At 62.2% G+C, this 17,654-nt stretch carries 11 protein-coding genes and 4 tRNA genes; all 15 read left to right on the top strand.

Annotation, left to right across the window (positions count from 1 at the left end; genetic code table 11):
- The first annotated feature begins 551 nt into the window (after positions 1-551).
- The 15 genes from ACTJK6_RS22785 to ACTJK6_RS22855 all read left to right on the top strand — a co-directional run bounded on the left by ACTJK6_RS22785 (position 552) and on the right by ACTJK6_RS22855 (position 17,653).
- Positions 552-637, top strand: a tRNA-Tyr gene (locus tag ACTJK6_RS22785).
- Between the two features lie 56 nt (positions 638-693).
- A tRNA-Gly gene (locus tag ACTJK6_RS22790) sits at positions 694-767 on the top strand.
- A gap of 19 nt (positions 768-786) precedes the next feature.
- Positions 787-861 (top strand) — tRNA-Thr (locus ACTJK6_RS22795).
- Positions 862-904: 43 nt separating this feature from the next.
- Positions 905-2,095, top strand: a complete 1,191-nt coding sequence (tuf, locus tag ACTJK6_RS22800) for an elongation factor Tu (protein ID WP_004634449.1) — start codon at positions 905-907, stop codon at positions 2,093-2,095.
- Positions 2,096-2,183: 88 nt separating this feature from the next.
- Positions 2,184-2,259 (top strand) — tRNA-Trp (locus ACTJK6_RS22805).
- Positions 2,260-2,318: 59 nt separating this feature from the next.
- Complete coding sequence (secE, locus tag ACTJK6_RS22810) at positions 2,319-2,699, top strand: preprotein translocase subunit SecE (protein ID WP_232041208.1); 381 nt, start codon at positions 2,319-2,321, stop codon at positions 2,697-2,699.
- A 12-nt stretch (positions 2,700-2,711) separates the two neighbouring features.
- Positions 2,712-3,296 (top strand): transcription termination/antitermination protein NusG, encoded by a 585-nt coding sequence (gene nusG, locus ACTJK6_RS22815; protein ID WP_004634452.1) that lies wholly within the window; start codon positions 2,712-2,714, stop codon positions 3,294-3,296.
- A 176-nt stretch (positions 3,297-3,472) separates the two neighbouring features.
- Positions 3,473-3,904, top strand: a complete 432-nt coding sequence (gene rplK, locus ACTJK6_RS22820) for a 50S ribosomal protein L11 (protein WP_004634453.1) — start codon at positions 3,473-3,475, stop codon at positions 3,902-3,904.
- A gap of 2 nt (positions 3,905-3,906) precedes the next feature.
- On the top strand, positions 3,907-4,602 hold the full coding sequence (rplA, locus tag ACTJK6_RS22825) for a 50S ribosomal protein L1 (RefSeq protein WP_147216777.1): 696 nt from the start codon (positions 3,907-3,909) through the stop codon (positions 4,600-4,602).
- Positions 4,603-4,978: 376 nt separating this feature from the next.
- Positions 4,979-5,485: a 50S ribosomal protein L10 gene (gene rplJ / locus ACTJK6_RS22830; RefSeq protein ID WP_004634455.1), complete on the top strand. Its 507-nt coding sequence runs from the start codon at positions 4,979-4,981 to the stop codon at positions 5,483-5,485.
- A 66-nt stretch (positions 5,486-5,551) separates the two neighbouring features.
- A complete protein-coding gene (rplL, locus tag ACTJK6_RS22835; RefSeq protein ID WP_004634456.1) occupies positions 5,552-5,926 on the top strand; it encodes a 50S ribosomal protein L7/L12 in 375 nt (124 codons plus the stop codon).
- A 448-nt stretch (positions 5,927-6,374) separates the two neighbouring features.
- A complete protein-coding gene (gene rpoB, locus ACTJK6_RS22840; protein WP_232041207.1) occupies positions 6,375-10,481 on the top strand; it encodes a DNA-directed RNA polymerase subunit beta in 4,107 nt (1,368 codons plus the stop codon).
- A gap of 127 nt (positions 10,482-10,608) precedes the next feature.
- The gene (rpoC, locus tag ACTJK6_RS22845) at positions 10,609-14,838 is read left to right on the top strand and encodes a DNA-directed RNA polymerase subunit beta' (protein ID WP_232041206.1); all 4,230 of its coding nucleotides are present in this window, start codon (positions 10,609-10,611) and stop codon (positions 14,836-14,838) included.
- A gap of 260 nt (positions 14,839-15,098) precedes the next feature.
- Positions 15,099-16,952, top strand: a complete 1,854-nt coding sequence (locus tag ACTJK6_RS22850; protein ID WP_440840256.1) for a DUF2138 domain-containing protein — start codon at positions 15,099-15,101, stop codon at positions 16,950-16,952.
- A complete protein-coding gene (locus ACTJK6_RS22855; protein WP_260804346.1) occupies positions 16,949-17,653 on the top strand; it encodes a DUF1175 domain-containing protein in 705 nt (234 codons plus the stop codon). The genes ACTJK6_RS22850 and ACTJK6_RS22855 overlap by 4 nt, the downstream gene beginning before the upstream one ends.
- Position 17,654: the final 1 nt, after the last annotated feature.

A 17,654-nucleotide genomic window follows, 5' to 3' on the forward strand; every position in this document is an offset into this window, starting at 1 on the left:
CGTGAAACGACTCCGCGCCGATGATAGTGCGGATTCCCGTGTGAAAGTAGGTCATCGCCAGGCTCTCCCATCCAACACCCCAGCTCCCTTCAAAGAGCTGGGGTGTTTGTCTTTGCGCGGCTCATTCCGATACACCTTTCCAAACGCGCTGTCACTCGTCGAGTTGCGCGCCAGCACGCACGCTCGGCCGTCAATTCATAGCAAAAAGCTCACAACGGAGGCTCTAGCCGTTGCGGGAGGATGCGTTCGCGCAGTCGGCTAGCCCGTGTGCCTGCGCCCCGCCATCGAGTGTCCCGCAGCTTCACGGTGGCAACTCGCTGGGGCTTCTGTCTTTCGATACTCCGCCGGTCGCCCCCATTGCCACTTTCGACGAAGGTTCGGCAAGCGCCTCTATCGGCGCCGTGGGGTGCATATCCGCGTGCCGTGGCCACGCTGATCAGCCGAATGTCGTGGCCTATAAGGATGAGAGCATCAATGCTCGAAATCTCGCGATTTCATCAAGCAATGCTTGACAGGGTGGCCTGATGGTCCCATAATCGCAAGTTCTCTTCGGAGAGGTGCCCGAGTGGCTAAAGGGGGCAGACTGTAAATCTGTTGGCTTACGCCTACGTTGGTTCGAATCCAACCCTCTCCACCAGAATTAAGCAGTGAGTTCGGCCGCGAGGCCGGGCGGCAAGGGAAGAAGTAACCCGGGCGGGTGTAGCTCAATGGTAGAGCAGAAGCCTTCCAAGCTTACGACGAGGGTTCGATTCCCTTCACCCGCTCCATTCACTGTTCGCAAGTTTTGCCCATGTGGCTCAGTGGTAGAGCACTCCCTTGGTAAGGGAGAGGTCGGCAGTTCGATCCTGCCCATGGGCACCACGCATCCACCAACGCAAATCGCTACCGAGACAGGAGTCGCGACATGGCAAAGGAAAAGTTCGAGCGGACCAAGCCGCACGTGAACGTTGGTACGATTGGTCACGTTGACCACGGCAAGACGACGCTGACCGCAGCGATCACGACCGTGCTGGCGACCAAGTTTGGTGGTGCCGCCAAGGCATACGACCAGATCGATGCGGCGCCGGAAGAGAAGGCGCGTGGCATCACGATCAACACCGCACACGTCGAGTACGAAACGGCTAACCGACACTACGCGCACGTTGACTGCCCGGGCCACGCCGACTACGTCAAGAACATGATTACCGGTGCTGCCCAGATGGACGGCGCAATCCTGGTGTGCTCGGCCGCTGACGGCCCGATGCCGCAAACGCGTGAGCACATCTTGCTGGCCCGCCAGGTTGGTGTGCCTTACATCGTCGTGTTCCTGAACAAGTGCGACATGGTGGACGACGCCGAGCTGCTGGAGCTGGTCGAGATGGAAGTGCGCGAACTTCTGTCGAAGTACGACTTCCCGGGCGACGACACCCCGATCATCAAGGGTTCGGCCAAGCTGGCGCTGGAAGGCGACAAGGGCGAACTGGGCGAAGTGGCCATCATGAACCTGGCCGACGCACTGGACACCTACATCCCGACGCCGGAGCGCGCTGTTGACGGTACGTTCCTGATGCCGGTGGAAGACGTGTTCTCGATTTCGGGTCGCGGCACTGTGGTGACCGGCCGTATCGAGCGCGGCGTTGTTAAGGTCGGCGAAGAACTCGAAATCGTCGGTATCAAGGCCACGCAGAAGACCACCTGCACGGGCGTGGAAATGTTCCGCAAGCTGCTGGACCAAGGTCAAGCAGGCGACAACGTCGGTATTCTGCTGCGCGGCACGAAGCGCGAAGATGTCGAGCGCGGCCAAGTGCTGTGCAAGCCGGGTTCGATCAAGCCGCACACGCACTTCACGGGCGAGGTCTACATCCTGTCGAAGGACGAAGGCGGCCGTCACACGCCGTTCTTCAACAACTACCGCCCGCAGTTCTACTTCCGTACGACGGACGTGACCGGCTCGATCGAGCTGCCGGCCGACAAGGAAATGGTTATGCCCGGCGACAACGTGTCGATCACCGTCAAGCTGATCGCCCCGATCGCCATGGAAGAAGGTCTGCGCTTCGCTATCCGTGAAGGCGGCCGTACCGTCGGCGCCGGCGTCGTCGCTAAGATCATCGAGTAAGAGCTGTAATTCTTCCGTGCGGCTGCCAACCGGCCGCACGTGAAGTGCCAGAGTGGGGTTGACCGAATGGCAACCCCAAAGCTGTTTTAGGGGTATAGCTCAACTGGCAGAGCGTCGGTCTCCAAAACCGAAGGTTGGGGGTTCGATTCCCTCTGCCCCTGCCAATTCATCAGCCGCGTCGCGCAGGAAAACGCGCCACGCGGCTTAGTCTCGTTTGGGAAACATGGCCAATCCGAACGTCGAAACCGTCAACACCGCCAGCGGCAAATGGCTGCTGGTCTTGGCGTTCCTGCTGCTGGTTGCTGGGGTGATCGGTTTTTACCTGCTTGCGCAACAGCCGAGCTATGTCCGTGCTGCCTCGCTGATCAGCGGGCTGGTGTTGGGCGCAGGCGTTGCGCTGGTGTCCGCGCCTGGGCAAGGCTTCATCGAGTTTGCGCGTGAGTCGTACCGCGAAGTTCGCAAGGTGGTGTGGCCGACGCGCAAGGAAGCCGGGCAAATGACCGGGCTGGTGTTTGCGTTCGTCGTGATCATGGCCCTGTTCCTGTGGTCTGCGGACAAGCTCATTGAGTGGGTGATCTTCTCGCTCGTGCTGGGCTGGAAATAATCGAGTGAAGCCATGACGGATAACGTAGCGAACGACACGTCCACGGATTCGTCCGCACCGGCCTCGAAGAAGCGCTGGTATGTCGTGCATGCCTATTCGGGCATGGAAAAAAGCGTGCAACGCGCGCTGCAGGAGCGTATTGAGCGCGAAGGCCTGCAACATCTGTTCGGTCAGATTCTGGTGCCGTCGGAAGAGGTGATGGAGAGCAAAAGCGGTCGCAAGACCGTGACTGAGCGCCGCCTGTTCCCCGGCTACGTCTTTGTCGAAATGGAGATGACCGACGAGACCTGGCACTTGGTGAAGAACACCTCCAAGGTGACTGGCTTCATTGGTGGTACGGGCAATCGCCCCTCGCCGATTTCCAAGAGCGAAGTCGACAAGATCATGGCCCAGATCCAGGAAGGGGTCGAGAAGCCACGTCCCAAGACGCTGTTCGAAGTGGGTGAGATGGTGCGCGTGAAGGAAGGCCCGTTTACCGACTTCAATGGCAACGTCGAAGAAGTGAACTACGAGAAATCGCGCCTGCGCGTTTCCGTGACGATCTTCGGACGTGCGACGCCGGTCGAGCTCGAGTTCGGTCAGGTCGAGAAGGTTTAAGAAATTCGGTGTGGTGGCGAAAGCCACTGCGCCAATCGCCCGGTCCGTTGGACTTGGCGGGCAACGGTGGCAATGTCACCTGCGCCAACAGAGGAGCGTCGGCCTTGCGCCGATGCGTTACCACTCAACAGGATTGCCATGGTTGTTTGAGCTAGGCAATCCGGATTGGAGTCAAGATGGCCAAGAAAATTATTGGCTTTATCAAGCTGCAAATTCCGGCTGGTAAAGCAAATCCGTCCCCGCCCGTCGGCCCCGCTCTGGGTCAGCGCGGTCTGAACATCATGGAGTTCTGCAAGGCGTTCAACGCGCAGACTCAAGGTATGGAACCGGGTCTGCCGGTGCCGGTGGTGATCACCGCCTTCGCCGACAAGAGCTTCACCTTCGTGATGAAGTCGCCGCCGGCGACCGTGCTCATCAAGAAGGCCGCCGGTATCCAGAAGGGTTCGGCCAAGCCGCATACCGACAAGGTCGGCAAGATCACCCGTGCCCAGGCAGAAGAAATTGCCAAGGCGAAGAACGCTGACCTTACCGCAGCTGATCTGGACGCCGCCGTGCGTACGATCGCCGGTAGCGCCCGTTCGATGGGTATCACGGTGGAGGGCCTGTAATCATGGCAAAGATTTCGAAGCGTGCGGCCGCGAACAAGGCCAAGGTCGAGCGTACCAAGTTCTACCCGATCGACGAAGCACTGAGCCTCGTCAAGGAATGCGCCAGCGCCAAGTTCGATGAATCCATCGACGTGGCCGTGCAACTGGGCATCGATGCAAAGAAGTCGGACCAAGTGGTCCGTGGTTCGGTGGTGCTGCCTGCCGGTACCGGCAAGTCGGTGCGCGTGGCTGTGTTCGCTCAAGGCGACAAGGCCGAGCAAGCCAAGGCTGCGGGCGCTGAGATCGTCGGCATGGAAGATCTTGCCGAGCAGATCAAGGCCGGCAAGATGGACTTCGACGTCGTGATCGCTTCGCCGGACACGATGCGCGTGGTCGGTACGCTGGGTCAGATTCTGGGCCCGCGCGGCCTGATGCCGAACCCGAAGGTCGGCACCGTGACGCCGGACGTTGCTACGGCTGTGAAGAACGCCAAGGCTGGTCAGGTGCAATTCCGTGTCGACAAGGCCGGTATCGTCCATGCCACCATTGGCCGCCGATCGTTCGAGCCGGCAGCCCTGAAGAGCAACTTGGCTGCACTGCTGGACGCACTGACCAAGGCCAAGCCGGCGTCGAGCAAGGGTGTGTACCTGCGCAAGGTCGCCGTGTCGTCGACGATGGGCGTGGGCGTGCGTGTTGACCAGGCAACCCTGGCTGCCTGATCGAACTCGATCATTCGCATCGGGTGGCCCGATAACCATCCCGGTGTTAGCTGTTTTCTCTCGCGCGGCCCCGGCCGCGCGGACTCTCGAAGCTTGAGGGACAAGACTTTGGGCAGTGGTAGACGTTTGCGCAAGCAGGCCGACGCCGCTGGTTATCAAAGACCGTTGGCGGTGAAGGGCTCCTTGGAGCCAACACCTTAATCGCAGCCCGCTCCGGAAACGGAGACTGACTTCAGCCAACGCAGATGGCGCCCCCGAAGGGAATGAGTGACTTTGGTATTGCCGAAGTGATTTGTGCCAATCGGACGCCGTACTTTTGGACTGACCGAGGTGAACGCAGTGACTGCGGAAACCGAAGTCGTTTTGGAGCTTAACCGTGGCACTCAATCTCGAAGATAAGAAGGCCGTCGTGGCCGAGGTAACGGCGCAAGTCGCCAAGGCCTCGACCATCGTCGTCGCCGAATATCGCGGTATCACGGTTGGCGATCTGACCAAGCTGCGCGCGCAAGCGCGCCAGCAAGGCGTCTACCTGCGCGTTCTGAAGAACACGCTGGCGCGCCGTGCTGTTGAAGGCACGCCGTTTGCCGAACTCGCCGAGCAACTGACCGGCCCGCTGATCTACGGTATTTCCGAAGACGCAGTGGCCCCGGCCAAGGTGCTGAACGATTTCGCCAAGGGCAATGACAAGCTGGTGCTGCGCGCCGGTTCGTACGATGGCAAGGTTCTCGACGTCGACGCCGTGAAGGCGCTGGCAACGATTCCGAGCCGCGAAGAACTGCTCAGCAAGCTGCTGTTCGTCATGCAGGCTCCGGTGTCGGGCTTTGCCCGCGCCCTGGGTGCCCTGGCTGCCAAGCAAGGCGAAGGCGAGGCTGCAGCGGCCTAATAGGCTGCTGCTGCACCGCGCACAGATCGCACGATCGATACCGAATCACATTCTGGAGTTATTCAAATGGCAATCACCAAAGACGACATCCTGGAAGCCGTTGGCGCGATGTCCGTGATGGAACTGAACGACCTGGTCAAGGCGTTCGAAGAGAAGTTTGGCGTGTCGGCTGCTGCCGTGGCCGTGGCCGGTCCGGCTGCTGCTGGTGGCGCTGCTGCTGCTGAAGAGCAAACCGAATTCACCGTGACGCTGAAGAGCGCCGGCGCGAACAAGGTTGGCGTCATCAAGGCCGTGCGTGAAATCACCGGCCTGGGCCTGAAGGAAGCCAAGGACCTGGTCGATGGCGCACCGAAGCCCGTGAAGGAAGGCGTCGACAAGAAGACCGCCGACGAGCTGGTGAAGAAGCTGGTGGAAGCCGGCGCGGAAGCCGAAGCCAAGTAAGTGCAGGTCTCGCGTGCCGTATCGGTACGCGATGGAGGCTGGCAAAGGGAGATTTCCCGGCGCCAGCCTTTTTGCGCTTGTGGGACCGATTGTTGAGCGATCCCGCAATCACGCTGTAAGTATCGTTGAAGTCTCTTTGCCGGGTTTTCCGGCCGCCGGCCAGGACAAGGCCAGCAGAGGCCAAACATCAGTGGCACACTAGGCAGTTAGCAGTCCGCTGATGTTTGTCTTCTGAACCGACTGCAGAAGGCAAGTTTGGTCGGGTACTCCCCCGTCCGTAGCATGGGCTCCATGGGCCCATGTGCGGGTGGCGCGCGCAGTACCGTCAGCCAGAGGTTGGTAGCGGCCAACCGCCAAATCCCGTCACCAGTCGCTGAACACCTCAAGTGTCAGGCGTGCCTTATCGCCTTAAGTCCGTCGCGCGCACTTGCGATGATTCGGAGATCCCATGGCGTACAGCTTTACCGAGAAGAAGCGTATTCGCAAGAGTTTCGCGAAACGCGCAACGGTTCATCAGGTTCCCTTCCTGCTTGCCACCCAGATTCAATCGTATGCCCAGTTCTTGCAGGAGAACGCTCCTGTTGCACAACGCAAGAGCGAAGGTCTGCAAGCGGCGTTCAACGCCATTTTCCCCATCGTGTCGCACAACGGTCTGGCACGCATGGAGTTCGTGTCGTACCACCTGTCCAACCCGCCGTTTGACGTCAAGGAATGTCAGCAGCGTGGTCTGACCTTCCACTCGGCGCTGCGCGCAAAAGTGCGCTTGATCATCAACGACCGCGAGAATCCTACCAAGGTCAAGGAGATCAAGGAGCAGGAAGTCTACATGGGCGAAATTCCGCTCATGACCTCCACCGGTTCGTTCGTGATCAACGGTACGGAACGTGTGATCGTGTCCCAGCTGCACCGTTCGCCGGGCGTGTTCTTCGAGCACGACAAGGGCAAGACGCACAGCTCGGGCAAGCTGCTGTTCTCGGCGCGGATCATTCCGTACCGCGGCTCGTGGCTCGATTTCGAATTCGACCCGAAGGACATCCTGTACTTCCGCGTTGACCGCCGCCGCAAGATGCCGGTGACGATCCTGCTGAAGTCGATTGGCCTCACGCCGGAGCAGATCCTGGCGCACTTCTTCGTGTTCGACAACTTCACGCTCAAGACCGAAGGCGCACTGATGGAATTCGTGCCCGAGCGTCTGCGCGGTGAAGTCGCTCGCTTCGACATTTCCGACAAGAACGGCAAGGTCGTGGTTGAGAAGGACAAGCGTATCAACGCCAAGCACATCCGCGACCTGGATTCCGCCGGTACCAAGCTGATCAGCGTGCCGGAAGACTACCTGCTGGGCCGCGTGCTGGCGAAGAACATCGTCGATCCGGATACCGGTGAAGTCCTGGCCAACGCCAACGACGAACTGACCGAAGGCGTGCTCGAGAAGCTGCGCGACGCCGGCGTGAAGGAAATTCAGACGCTGTACACGAACGACCTGGATCAAGGTCCGTACATGTCTGCGACGCTGCGCACGGACGACACGGCCGACCAGACCGCCGCGCGTATCGCCATCTACCGCATGATGCGCCCCGGCGAGCCGCCGACCGAAGACGCTGTCGAAGCGCTGTTCCAGCGTCTGTTCTACAGCGAAGACTCGTACGACCTGTCGCGCGTTGGCCGCATGAAGGTCAACAGCCGCCTGAACCGTTCGACCGGTACCGGCCCGATGGTGCTGACCGACGAGGACATCCTCGACACGATCAAGCTGCTGGTGAACCTGCGTAACGGCAAGGGCGAAGTGGACGATATCGACCACCTCGGCAACCGCCGTGTGCGTTGCGTCGGCGAACTGGCGGAAAACCAGTTCCGTGCCGGTCTGTCGCGCGTTGAGCGTGCTGTCAAGGAGCGTCTGGGCCAGGCCGAGACGGAAAACCTGATGCCGCACGACCTGATCAACTCGAAGCCGATTTCGTCGGCGATTCGCGAGTTCTTCGGTTCGTCGCAGCTGTCGCAGTTCATGGACCAGACCAACCCGCTGTCGGAAGTCACGCACAAGCGTCGTATTTCGGCACTGGGCCCGGGCGGTCTGACGCGCGAACGCGCGGGCTTTGAAGTCCGTGACGTGCACCCGACCCACTACGGCCGCGTGTGCCCGATCGAAACGCCGGAAGGTCCGAACATTGGTCTGATCAACTCGCTGGCGCTGTACGCACAACTGAACGACTACGGCTTCCTCGAAACGCCGTACCGCAAGGTTGAAAACGGCAAGCTGACCGACCAGGTGGATTACCTGTCGGCCATCGAGGAAGGCAAGTACGTGGTGGCGCAGGCCAACGCGACGCTGGACAAGGACGGCAATCTGATCGACGAGCTGGTCTCCGCGCGTGAAGGCAGCGAGCGTGAAACCCGTATGGTCACGCCGGACCGCGTGCAGTACATCGACGTGGCACCGTCGCAGATCGTGTCGGCTGCAGCCTCGCTGGTGCCGTTCCTCGAGCACGATGATGCAAACCGTGCACTGATGGGCGCAAACATGCAGCGTCAGGCCGTGCCTTGCCTGCGTGCGGACAAACCGCTGGTGGGTACCGGCGTCGAGCGCACCGTAGCAGTGGACTCGGGTACCGCCGTGCAGGCAACCCGTGGCGGCGTGGTCGACTACGTTGACGCGAACCGCGTGGTGATCCGCGTGAACGATGCCGAAGCCGTCGCTGGTGAAGTCGGCGTGGACATCTACAACCTGATCAAGTACACGCGTTCGAACCAGAACACGAACATCAACCAGCGTCCGATGGTCAAGGTGGGCGATGTCGTTGCCCGCGGCGACGTGATCGCTGACGGCGCCTCGACCGACATGGGCGAGCTGGCGCTCGGCCAGAACATGCTGGTCGCGTTCATGCCCTGGAACGGCTACAACTTCGAGGATTCGATCCTGATCTCGGAGCGTGTGGTTGCTGAAGACCGCTACACCTCGATCCACATCGAGGAGCTGTCGGTCGTTGCTCGCGACACCAAGCTCGGACCGGAAGAAATCACGCGCGACATCTCGAACCTGGCCGAAGCCCAACTGGCTCGCCTGGACGAATCGGGCATCACGTACATCGGCGCAGAAGTGGAAGCCGGCGACGTGATGGTCGGCAAGGTCACGCCCAAGGGCGAGACCCAGCTGACGCCGGAAGAGAAGCTGCTGCGTGCGATCTTCGGTGAGAAGGCGTCCGACGTGAAGGACACCTCGCTGCGCGTGCCTTCGGGCATGAGCGGTACCGTGATCGACGTGCAGGTCTTCACGCGTGAAGGCGTGGTGCGTGACAAGCGCGCCCAGTCGATCATCGACGAAGAACTGAAGCGCTACCGCCTGGACCTGAACGACCAGCTGCGTATCGTGGAAGGCGATGCCTTCCAGCGTCTGGAGCGTCTGCTGGTGGGCAAGGTTGCCAACGGCGGCCCGAAGAAGCTGGCCAAGGGCACCGCGCTCACGAAGGAATACCTGGCCGATCTGGACAAGTGGCACTGGTTCGACATCCGCCCGGCGGAAGACGAAGTCGCGCTGCAACTGGAAGCCGTGAAGGTTGCCATCGAGCAGAAGCGCCACGACTTCGACCTCGCGTTCGAAGAGAAGCGCAAGAAGCTCACGCAAGGCGACGAACTGCCGCCGGGCGTGATCAAGATGGTCAAGGTGTACCTGGCCGTGAAGCGTCGCCTGCAGCCTGGCGACAAGATGGCCGGCCGTCACGGTAACAAGGGTGTTGTGTCGAAGATCACCCCCATCGAAGACATGCCCTACATGGCCGACGGCACACCTGCCGACATCGTGCTGAACCCGCTGGGCGTGCCTTCGCGGATGAACGTGGGTCAGATTCTCGAAACCCACCTGGGTTGGGCTGCCCGGGGTCTGGGCGAGCGCATCGGCAACATGCTCAAGGCGCAAGCCAAGGCTGCCGAGATCCGCAAGCTGCTGGGTCAGATCTACAACGAGAGCGGCAAGGTTGAAGATCTGGACAGCCTGTCCGATGCTGAAATCCTCGAGCTGGCCGAGAACCTGAAGAAGGGCGTGCCGTTCGCGACGCCGGTGTTCGATGGTGCGCATGAGGATGAAATCCGCCGCATGCTGGACCTCGCCTATCCGGAAGACATCGCGAAGGAGAAGGGCCTGACCGCTTCCAAGCAACAGGTCACGCTGTTCGACGGCCGCACCGGTGAAGCCTTCGAGCGTCCGGTCACGCTGGGCGTGATGCACATGCTGAAGCTGCACCACTTGGTCGACGACAAGATGCACGCGCGTTCGACCGGTCCGTACTCGCTGGTGACGCAGCAGCCGCTGGGCGGTAAGGCCCAGTTCGGTGGCCAGCGTTTCGGTGAAATGGAAGTGTGGGCACTCGAAGCGTACGGCGCGTCCTACGTGCTGCAGGAAATGCTGACCGTGAAGTCGGATGACGTGAACGGCCGGACCAAGGTGTACGAGAACATCGTCAAGGGCGAGCACTCGATCGATGCCGGCATGCCGGAATCGTTCAACGTGCTGGTGAAGGAAATCCGCTCGCTGGGTATCGACATCGACCTCGAGCGCAACTGAGCGCCGATGCGGTGAGGGCGTGGCGGCAACATCGCCATGCCCTGGTAACAGCAGCCATTGACGAAGATTTAGGGCCGGCGCCTTTGGGTCACACCAAGGCGCCAGCCTCAAACTCAAGGAGTTTGGAATGAAAGCATTGCTCGACCTATTCCGTCAGGTACAGCAAGAAGAGCAGTTTGACGCGATCAAGATCGGCCTCGCGTCGCCTGAGAAAATCCGTTCGTGGTCGTTTGGCGAAGTCAAGAAGCCCGAGACCATCAACTACCGTACGTTCAAGCCCGAGCGTGACGGCCTGTTCTGCGCCAAGATCTTCGGCCCGATCAAGGACTACGAGTGCCTGTGCGGCAAGTACAAGCGCCTGAAGCACCGTGGCGTGATCTGCGAGAAGTGCGGCGTTGAAGTGACGCTGGCCAAGGTGCGGCGTGAGCGCATGGGCCACATTGAACTGGCTGCGCCGACCGCGCACATCTGGTTCCTGAAGTCGCTGCCGTCGCGTCTGGGCATGGTGCTCGACATGACGCTGCGCGACATCGAGCGCGTGCTGTACTTCGAAGCATTCGTCGTGGTTGAGCCGGGCATGACCGCGCTCAAGAAGAGCCAGATCATGTCGGAAGACGACTACCTGGCCAAGTGCGACGAGTACGGCGAAGGCGAGTTCGTTGCCATGATGGGCGCCGAAGGCATTCGCGAGCTGCTGCGCGGCATCGACATCGAGAAGCAGATCGAAACGATCCGCGCCGAGCTGCAGGCCACGGGCTCGGAAGCCAAGATCAAGAAGTTCGCCAAGCGCCTGAAGGTGCTCGAGGCATTCCAGCGTTCGGGCATCAAGCCGGACTGGATGATCCTCGAAGTGCTGCCGGTGCTGCCGCCCGAGCTGCGTCCGCTCGTGCCGCTGGACGGCGGCCGTTTCGCCACGTCGGACCTGAACGACCTGTATCGCCGCGTCATCAACCGGAACAATCGTCTGAAGCGTCTGCTTGAGCTGAAGGCGCCGGAGATCATCGTGCGCAACGAAAAGCGCATGCTGCAGGAAGCCGTGGACTCGCTGCTGGACAACGGCCGTCGCGGCAAGGCGATGACCGGCGCCAACAAGCGTCCGCTGAAGTCGCTGGCTGAAATGATCAAGGGTAAGGGCGGTCGTTTCCGTCAGAACCTGCTGGGCAAGCGCGTGGACTACTCGGGCCGTTCGGTCATCGTGGTGGGCCCGACGCTGAAGCTGCACCAGTGCGGCCTGCCCAAGCTGATGGCGCTCGAGCTGTTCAAGCCGTTCATCTTCCACAAGCTGGAAACGATGGGCATCGCCACCACGATCAAGGCGGCGAAGAAGGAAGTGGAAAGCCAGACGCCGGTGGTGTGGGACATCCTCGAAGAGGTGATCCGCGAACACCCGGTGATGCTGAACCGTGCGCCGACGCTGCACCGTCTGGGTATCCAGGCGTTCGAGCCGGTGCTGATCGAAGGCAAGGCCATCCAGCTGCACCCGCTGGTCTGCGCGGCGTTCAACGCCGACTTCGACGGTGACCAGATGGCTGTTCACGTTCCGCTGTCGCTCGAAGCGCAGATGGAAGCGCGTACGCTGATGCTGGCGTCGAACAACGTGCTGTTCCCGGCCAACGGCGATCCGTCGATCGTGCCGTCGCAAGACGTGGTGCTGGGTCTGTACTACACGACCCGCGACAAGATCAACGGCCGCGGTGAAGGCATGACGTTCGCCGACATCTCGGAAGTGATCCGCGCCTACGAGAACAAGGAAGTCGAACTGGCTTCGCGCGTGAACGTGCGGATCACCGAGTACGACCTGGTGAACCCGGAAGCCGACGGCGATGCCCGCTTCGCGCCGAAGATCACGCTGCAGGCCACCACGGTCGGCCGCGCGATCCTGTCGGAGATTCTGCCGAAGGGTCTGCCGTTCTCGGTGCTGAACAAGCCGCTGAAGAAGAAGGAGATTTCGCGCCTGATCAACACGGCATTCCGCAAGTGCGGTCTGCGCGAAACCGTGATCTTCGCTGACAAGCTGCTGCAGTCGGGCTTCCGCCTGGCAACGCGCGCCGGTATCTCGATCGCCATCGACGACATGCTGGTGCCGCCGGCCAAGGAGAAGATCATCTCCGAGGCGGCTGCCAAGGTGAAGGAATACGACAAGCAGTACATGTCGGGTCTGGTGACGGACCAGGAGCGTTACAACAACGTCGTGGACATCTGGGGCGCCGCCGGCGACCAGGTGGGCAAGGCGATGATGGAGCAGCTCCAGACCGAAGACGTGGTCGACCGCAACGGCAACACCGTCAAGCAAGAGTCGTTCAACTCCATCTACATGATGGCCGACTCGGGCGCACGGGGTTCCGCAGCGCAGATCCGTCAGCTCGCCGGTATGCGTGGCCTGATGGCCAAGCCGGACGGCTCGATTATCGAGACGCCGATTACCGCGAACTTCCGCGAAGGCCTGAACGTTCTGCAGTACTTCATCTCGACCCACGGTGCCCGTAAGGGTCTGGCTGATACGGCACTGAAGACCGCGAACTCGGGTTACCTGACCCGTCGTCTGGTCGACGTGACGCAGGATCTGGTGGTGGTGGAAGACGATTGCGGCACCTCCAACGGCGTGGCCATGAAGGCCCTGGTTGAAGGCGGTGAAGTGATCGAAGCCCTGCGCGACCGTATCCTCGGCCGCGTGGTCGTCAACGATGTGGTGAACCCGGAAACGCAGGAAACCGCGATCGAAGCCGGCACGCTGCTCGACGAAGACATGGTGGACCTGATCGACGCGCTGGGCGTGGACGAAGTGAAGGTTCGTACGCCGCTGTCTTGCGACACGCGCTACGGCCTGTGCGCCAAGTGCTACGGTCGCGACCTCGGCCGCGGTGTGCTCGTGAACTCCGGCGAAGCAGTGGGTGTGATCGCTGCACAGTCGATCGGTGAGCCGGGCACGCAGCTGACGATGCGTACGTTCCACATCGGTGGTGCGGCATCGCGTGCGGCAGTGGCATCGAGCGTGGAAGCGAAGGCAACCGGTACCGTGCGCTTCACGGCGACCATGCGTTACGTCACCAACGCGAAGGGCGAGCAGATCGTCATCTCGCGTTCGGGCGAAGCGCTGATCACCGACGACCACGGCCGTGAGCGCGAGCGCCACAAGATCGTGTACGGCGCGACGCTGCTGGTCAAGGACGGTCAGTCCATCAAGGCCGGCACGCAGCTCGCCACGTGGGATCCGCTGACGCGACCGATCATTTCGGAGTACTCGGGCACCATCAAGTTCGAGAACGTCGAAGAAGGCGTGACCGTCGCCAAGCAGATGGACGAAGTGACCGGTCTGTCGACGCTGGTGGTGATCGATGCGAAGCGTCGTACCGCTGCCACGAAGGGCATCCGTCCGCAGGTGAAGCTGCTCGACTCGTCGGGTGCTGAAGTGAAGATCCCGGGCACGGACCACTCCGTGACCATCGGCTTCCAGGTGGGCGCGCTGATCACCGTGAAGGACGGTCAGCAAGTGCACGTGGGTGAAGTGCTCGCACGTATCCCGACCGAATCGCAGAAGACGCGTGACATTACCGGTGGTCTGCCGCGTGTGGCCGAACTGTTCGAAGCCCGTTCGCCGAAGGACGCCGCCGTGCTGGCGGAAGTCACCGGTACGACTTCGTTCGGTAAGGACACCAAGGGCAAGCAGCGCCTGGTGATTACGGATCTCGACGGCAACGCCCACGAGTTCCTGATCGCCAAGGAAAAGCAGGTGCTGGTGCACGACGGCCAAGTGGTCAACAAGGGCGAAATGATCGTCGAAGGCCCGGCCGACCCGCACGACATTCTGCGTCTGAAGGGCGTGGAAGAGCTGGCGACCTACATCGTCGACGAAGTGCAGGACGTGTACCGTCTGCAAGGCGTGAAGATCAACGACAAGCACATCGAAGTGATTGTTCGTCAGATGCTGCGCCGCGTGCAGATCGTCGATACCGGCGACACCCGCTTCATCCCGGGTGAACAGGTGGAGCGTTCGGACCTGCTCGACGAGAACGACAAGGTGATCGCGCTGGGCAAGCGTCCGGCGACCTACGAGAACCTGCTGCTGGGTATCACGAAGGCATCGTTGTCGACCGACAGCTTCATCTCGGCGGCGTCGTTCCAGGAAACCACGCGCGTGCTGACCGAAGCCGCCATCATGGGCAAGGTCGACGACCTGCGTGGTCTGAAGGAAAACGTCATCGTTGGCCGTCTGATCCCGGCCGGTACCGGCCTGGCCTACCACCGCGCCCGCAAGGCGAAGGAAGTGGCCGACCGCGACCGCGCTGCGGCGATTGCCGAAGAAGAAGCCGCTTCGATCTTCGAAACGCCTGCTGTTCAGCAAGAAGGCGACGCGTAAGCGAGCCAAGCAACACCATCAAAGCCCGGCCATGTGCCGGGCTTTTTTTTTTGTCCGCTTTTTGCCGAGGCGCCGTGTGCAGACGCCCAGCAACACTGGCGCCGCCCGAGTCGTATTTTCTTGAGACGTTAACCCGCCTTAACATGCCAACCGCTATGATTTCGCGGTTATAGACCGGCACTTTTTACAATCTGCGCGCCCTCCAGCGGAGCAGGTTTCAGCAAGGCGCCGGCCCTTCCAGTCTTGCCGACGATTCCTCCATGAAGCTCACACGCAAGCAGATCGCGGTTGGCGCGGTCGCCCTGGTCGTTGCCGGCGCGGCAGTGGTGCAGATGGTCTGGCACCCATTTGGCCGCACGCGCGTGCTGCACGCCCGCCAGGTCCAGCTCGACCTGACCTATCCCGACGCCCTGATCGACAGCCAAAGCCTTTCGCAACTGCCGCGCGACGTGCTGCGTGTGCCGCTGCTGCGCGACGTGCTGACCGAAGATTTCGTCGCCTATTACGAAGGCAACGAAGACCGTCTCTCGGTGGCCGGGGCGCTGCGCCGCCTGGCGTACGAGCAGAAGCTCGACCTGGCCGAGACGGTGCTCAAGCACGTATTTGACGAGCCCGCCCGCGTGATGCTGTGGCGCGGCCCGGACGACAAGCTGCGTTACTGGGTGCTCTCGATGCAGCGCAACGGCCTGGCCAAGGCGCTGGAAGCCGTCGCCACGGTGGCCACGAGCGATACGCAGCTCACCAAAGTCGCCGATGGGCTGGGCGATTCGGGCGCGCCGGTCTATGCGCTCAGGCTGTCGGCCACGCGTTCGATCCTGATTGCCAGCAAGGGCGATCGGCTGATCGCGCTGTCCGAGCCGGGCATCCTGCTGGACAAGGACGGCAAGCCGATTTCCAAGCAGGCCAGCGCGCTGGCGGCGCTGCTGTCGGACGATACCGGCAAGCGCAACGTGCAGGGCACGGCGTACGCGCTGCCCGCGCAGGAGCCGACGGGCCATCACGTTGTGGTGAGCGCCAACTATCTGTCGTTCGGTTATCAGCAATACTTCCCCGGCATTGAAGCGCTGCGCTTCGACTTCGGTTCGGGCAAGGACGGCGTCAGCAGCGGCTGGCAGAGTGCCGCGCTCATCGACCCGGCCCGGCTGACGGCCAAGTGGGACAACGCCGGCCTGTGGCGTGCGCTGCCCTCTGACCCTGCCGCATGCGCGACGTTGCCGGTCGACTGGAAGGCCGCAGGCACGCTGCTGAAGTCCGTTGCCGGCGACGCCAAAGAGATCAGCGAAGCCGCCGCGCATGTTGGCGATGCGTTTGCGGGGCCGGCGGCCGCGTGCTGGTACGGCAAGTCGTCGCTGGTGGCGCCGTTGTTCGTCGCGAAGCTGTCGTCGGCGTCGCAGGCAGAAGCCGTCAAGCCGGCGCTCGGTGCGCTGTTCGGCCAGATTGTCGGGTCGTACGAAGCCAAGGCGCAGGCTGACGACAAGTCCGGTCCGTACAAGCGCCTGCCGGTGACGACAAAGCAAGGGCCCGCCAACGCAACGCTGTGGCAGCGCCCGGTGAGCGCGCGTTACGGTACCGCGCAGTCGGCGGGGGCACCGTTTGCGGCGCAGCTGTCGTCGGATCGCTACTTCCCGGTCACGCTGGCGATTGCGGGAGACGTGGTCGTGTTTTCGCCTGACGCGCGCCTCGTCGATGACGCCTTGGCGGTGCTCGCCAAGCGCTTCCCCGCAGTGGCCGACAGCCTGCCGAAGGACAAGACCGATCGCATCGTCCTGACCATGACGCCCGCATCGCTCGCCCCGCTTGTCCGCCGCGAAGCGGGTGCAGCGCTGCCGGCCGACCAGGAAGCGGTGTTCCTGAACGCTGCGCAGACGCATCTGTTTCCGAAGCTCAAGGCGCTGTCGCGGTACGCGCCGGTGTCGCTGGCGCTGGATGGCGGCGTGCCGTCGTCGCGCGGCTGGGTGCCGGTGACGTGGCTCTCAAGCGGACGCGGTCTGCCTGCCGGTGGCGATGGCACGCCGCCGCCGGCTGACGCAACGGCAGCACAAGCCCCGGCGGCCGATGCGCCGACCACAGCGGCTGCGGCTTCCGCCTCCGAAGCCAACACCAGCACGCAATGACGTTGCGCGCCCAGGCCGCCGCGTTGAACCGCCGCCGTTGGTTGACGGCGGCGGGCGCCTGCCTGCTCGCTCCGTCTGTGCATGCGTTGTCGGGTTGGGCCGACGCGGCTCCCGCGGATGCCGATGCACTCACGCCGGACCAATCCAGCGTGTTCCGGGCGTGGTTCGTGCGCATCGTCAACGAGCAGCTCCGCCAAGGCCCGACGCCGCGCTGGACGCATCGCGACTGCGCCGGCCTCGTGCGCTTTGCCGCCGGCGAGGCGCTGCGCCCGCACGACGCCCGCTGGCTGCGCGCCAACGGCATGCGCGATGCGGAATCCGCGCGACACCTGCCACCCGAGCTGAATCTCACACCTGCCCAGCGCACGCTCACGCAGCGTTGGGCACGCTTCGATGGCAGTACCGGCGCGTATGTCTCGGCGCTGGGGCTCATCCAGCAGAACAGCCGATTCATCGCCCGCGACGTCAACCAGGCGCTCCCGGGCGATCTGCTCTTCTTTGATCAAGGCGACGACCAGCATCTGATGATCTGGATGGATCGCTACATCGCTTACCACACCGGCACCGTCACCCGCACCGACAACGGCCTGCGCGCGGTCCCGGTTTCTGAACTGATGCAATGGAAAGACTCGCGCTGGCAGCCGCAGAGCGGCAACCCCAACTTCATCGGCGTGTTTCGTCTGGCCTTTTTGACACGGTAGA

Source organism: Ralstonia sp. 22086, from assembly GCF_052045975.1.
GTDB lineage: Bacteria > Pseudomonadota > Gammaproteobacteria > Burkholderiales > Burkholderiaceae > Ralstonia > Ralstonia wenshanensis.

Bases quoted from the DNA above. Each gene is read 5' to 3' on its own strand.
- tuf (WP_004634449.1), top strand. From the start codon at position 905: ATGGCAAAGGAAAAGTTCGAGCGGACCAAGCCGCACGTGAACGTTGGT.
- secE (WP_232041208.1), top strand. From the start codon at position 2,319: ATGGCCAATCCGAACGTCGAAACCGTCAACACCGCCAGCGGCAAATGG.
- nusG (WP_004634452.1), top strand. From the start codon at position 2,712: ATGACGGATAACGTAGCGAACGACACGTCCACGGATTCGTCCGCACCG.
- rplK (WP_004634453.1), top strand. From the start codon at position 3,473: ATGGCCAAGAAAATTATTGGCTTTATCAAGCTGCAAATTCCGGCTGGT.
- rplA (WP_147216777.1), top strand. From the start codon at position 3,907: ATGGCAAAGATTTCGAAGCGTGCGGCCGCGAACAAGGCCAAGGTCGAG.
- rplL (WP_004634456.1), top strand. From the start codon at position 5,552: ATGGCAATCACCAAAGACGACATCCTGGAAGCCGTTGGCGCGATGTCC.
- rpoB (WP_232041207.1), top strand. From the start codon at position 6,375: ATGGCGTACAGCTTTACCGAGAAGAAGCGTATTCGCAAGAGTTTCGCG.
- rpoC (WP_232041206.1), top strand. From the start codon at position 10,609: ATGAAAGCATTGCTCGACCTATTCCGTCAGGTACAGCAAGAAGAGCAG.
- ACTJK6_RS22850 (WP_440840256.1), top strand. From the start codon at position 15,099: ATGAAGCTCACACGCAAGCAGATCGCGGTTGGCGCGGTCGCCCTGGTC.
- ACTJK6_RS22855 (WP_260804346.1), top strand. From the start codon at position 16,949: ATGACGTTGCGCGCCCAGGCCGCCGCGTTGAACCGCCGCCGTTGGTTG.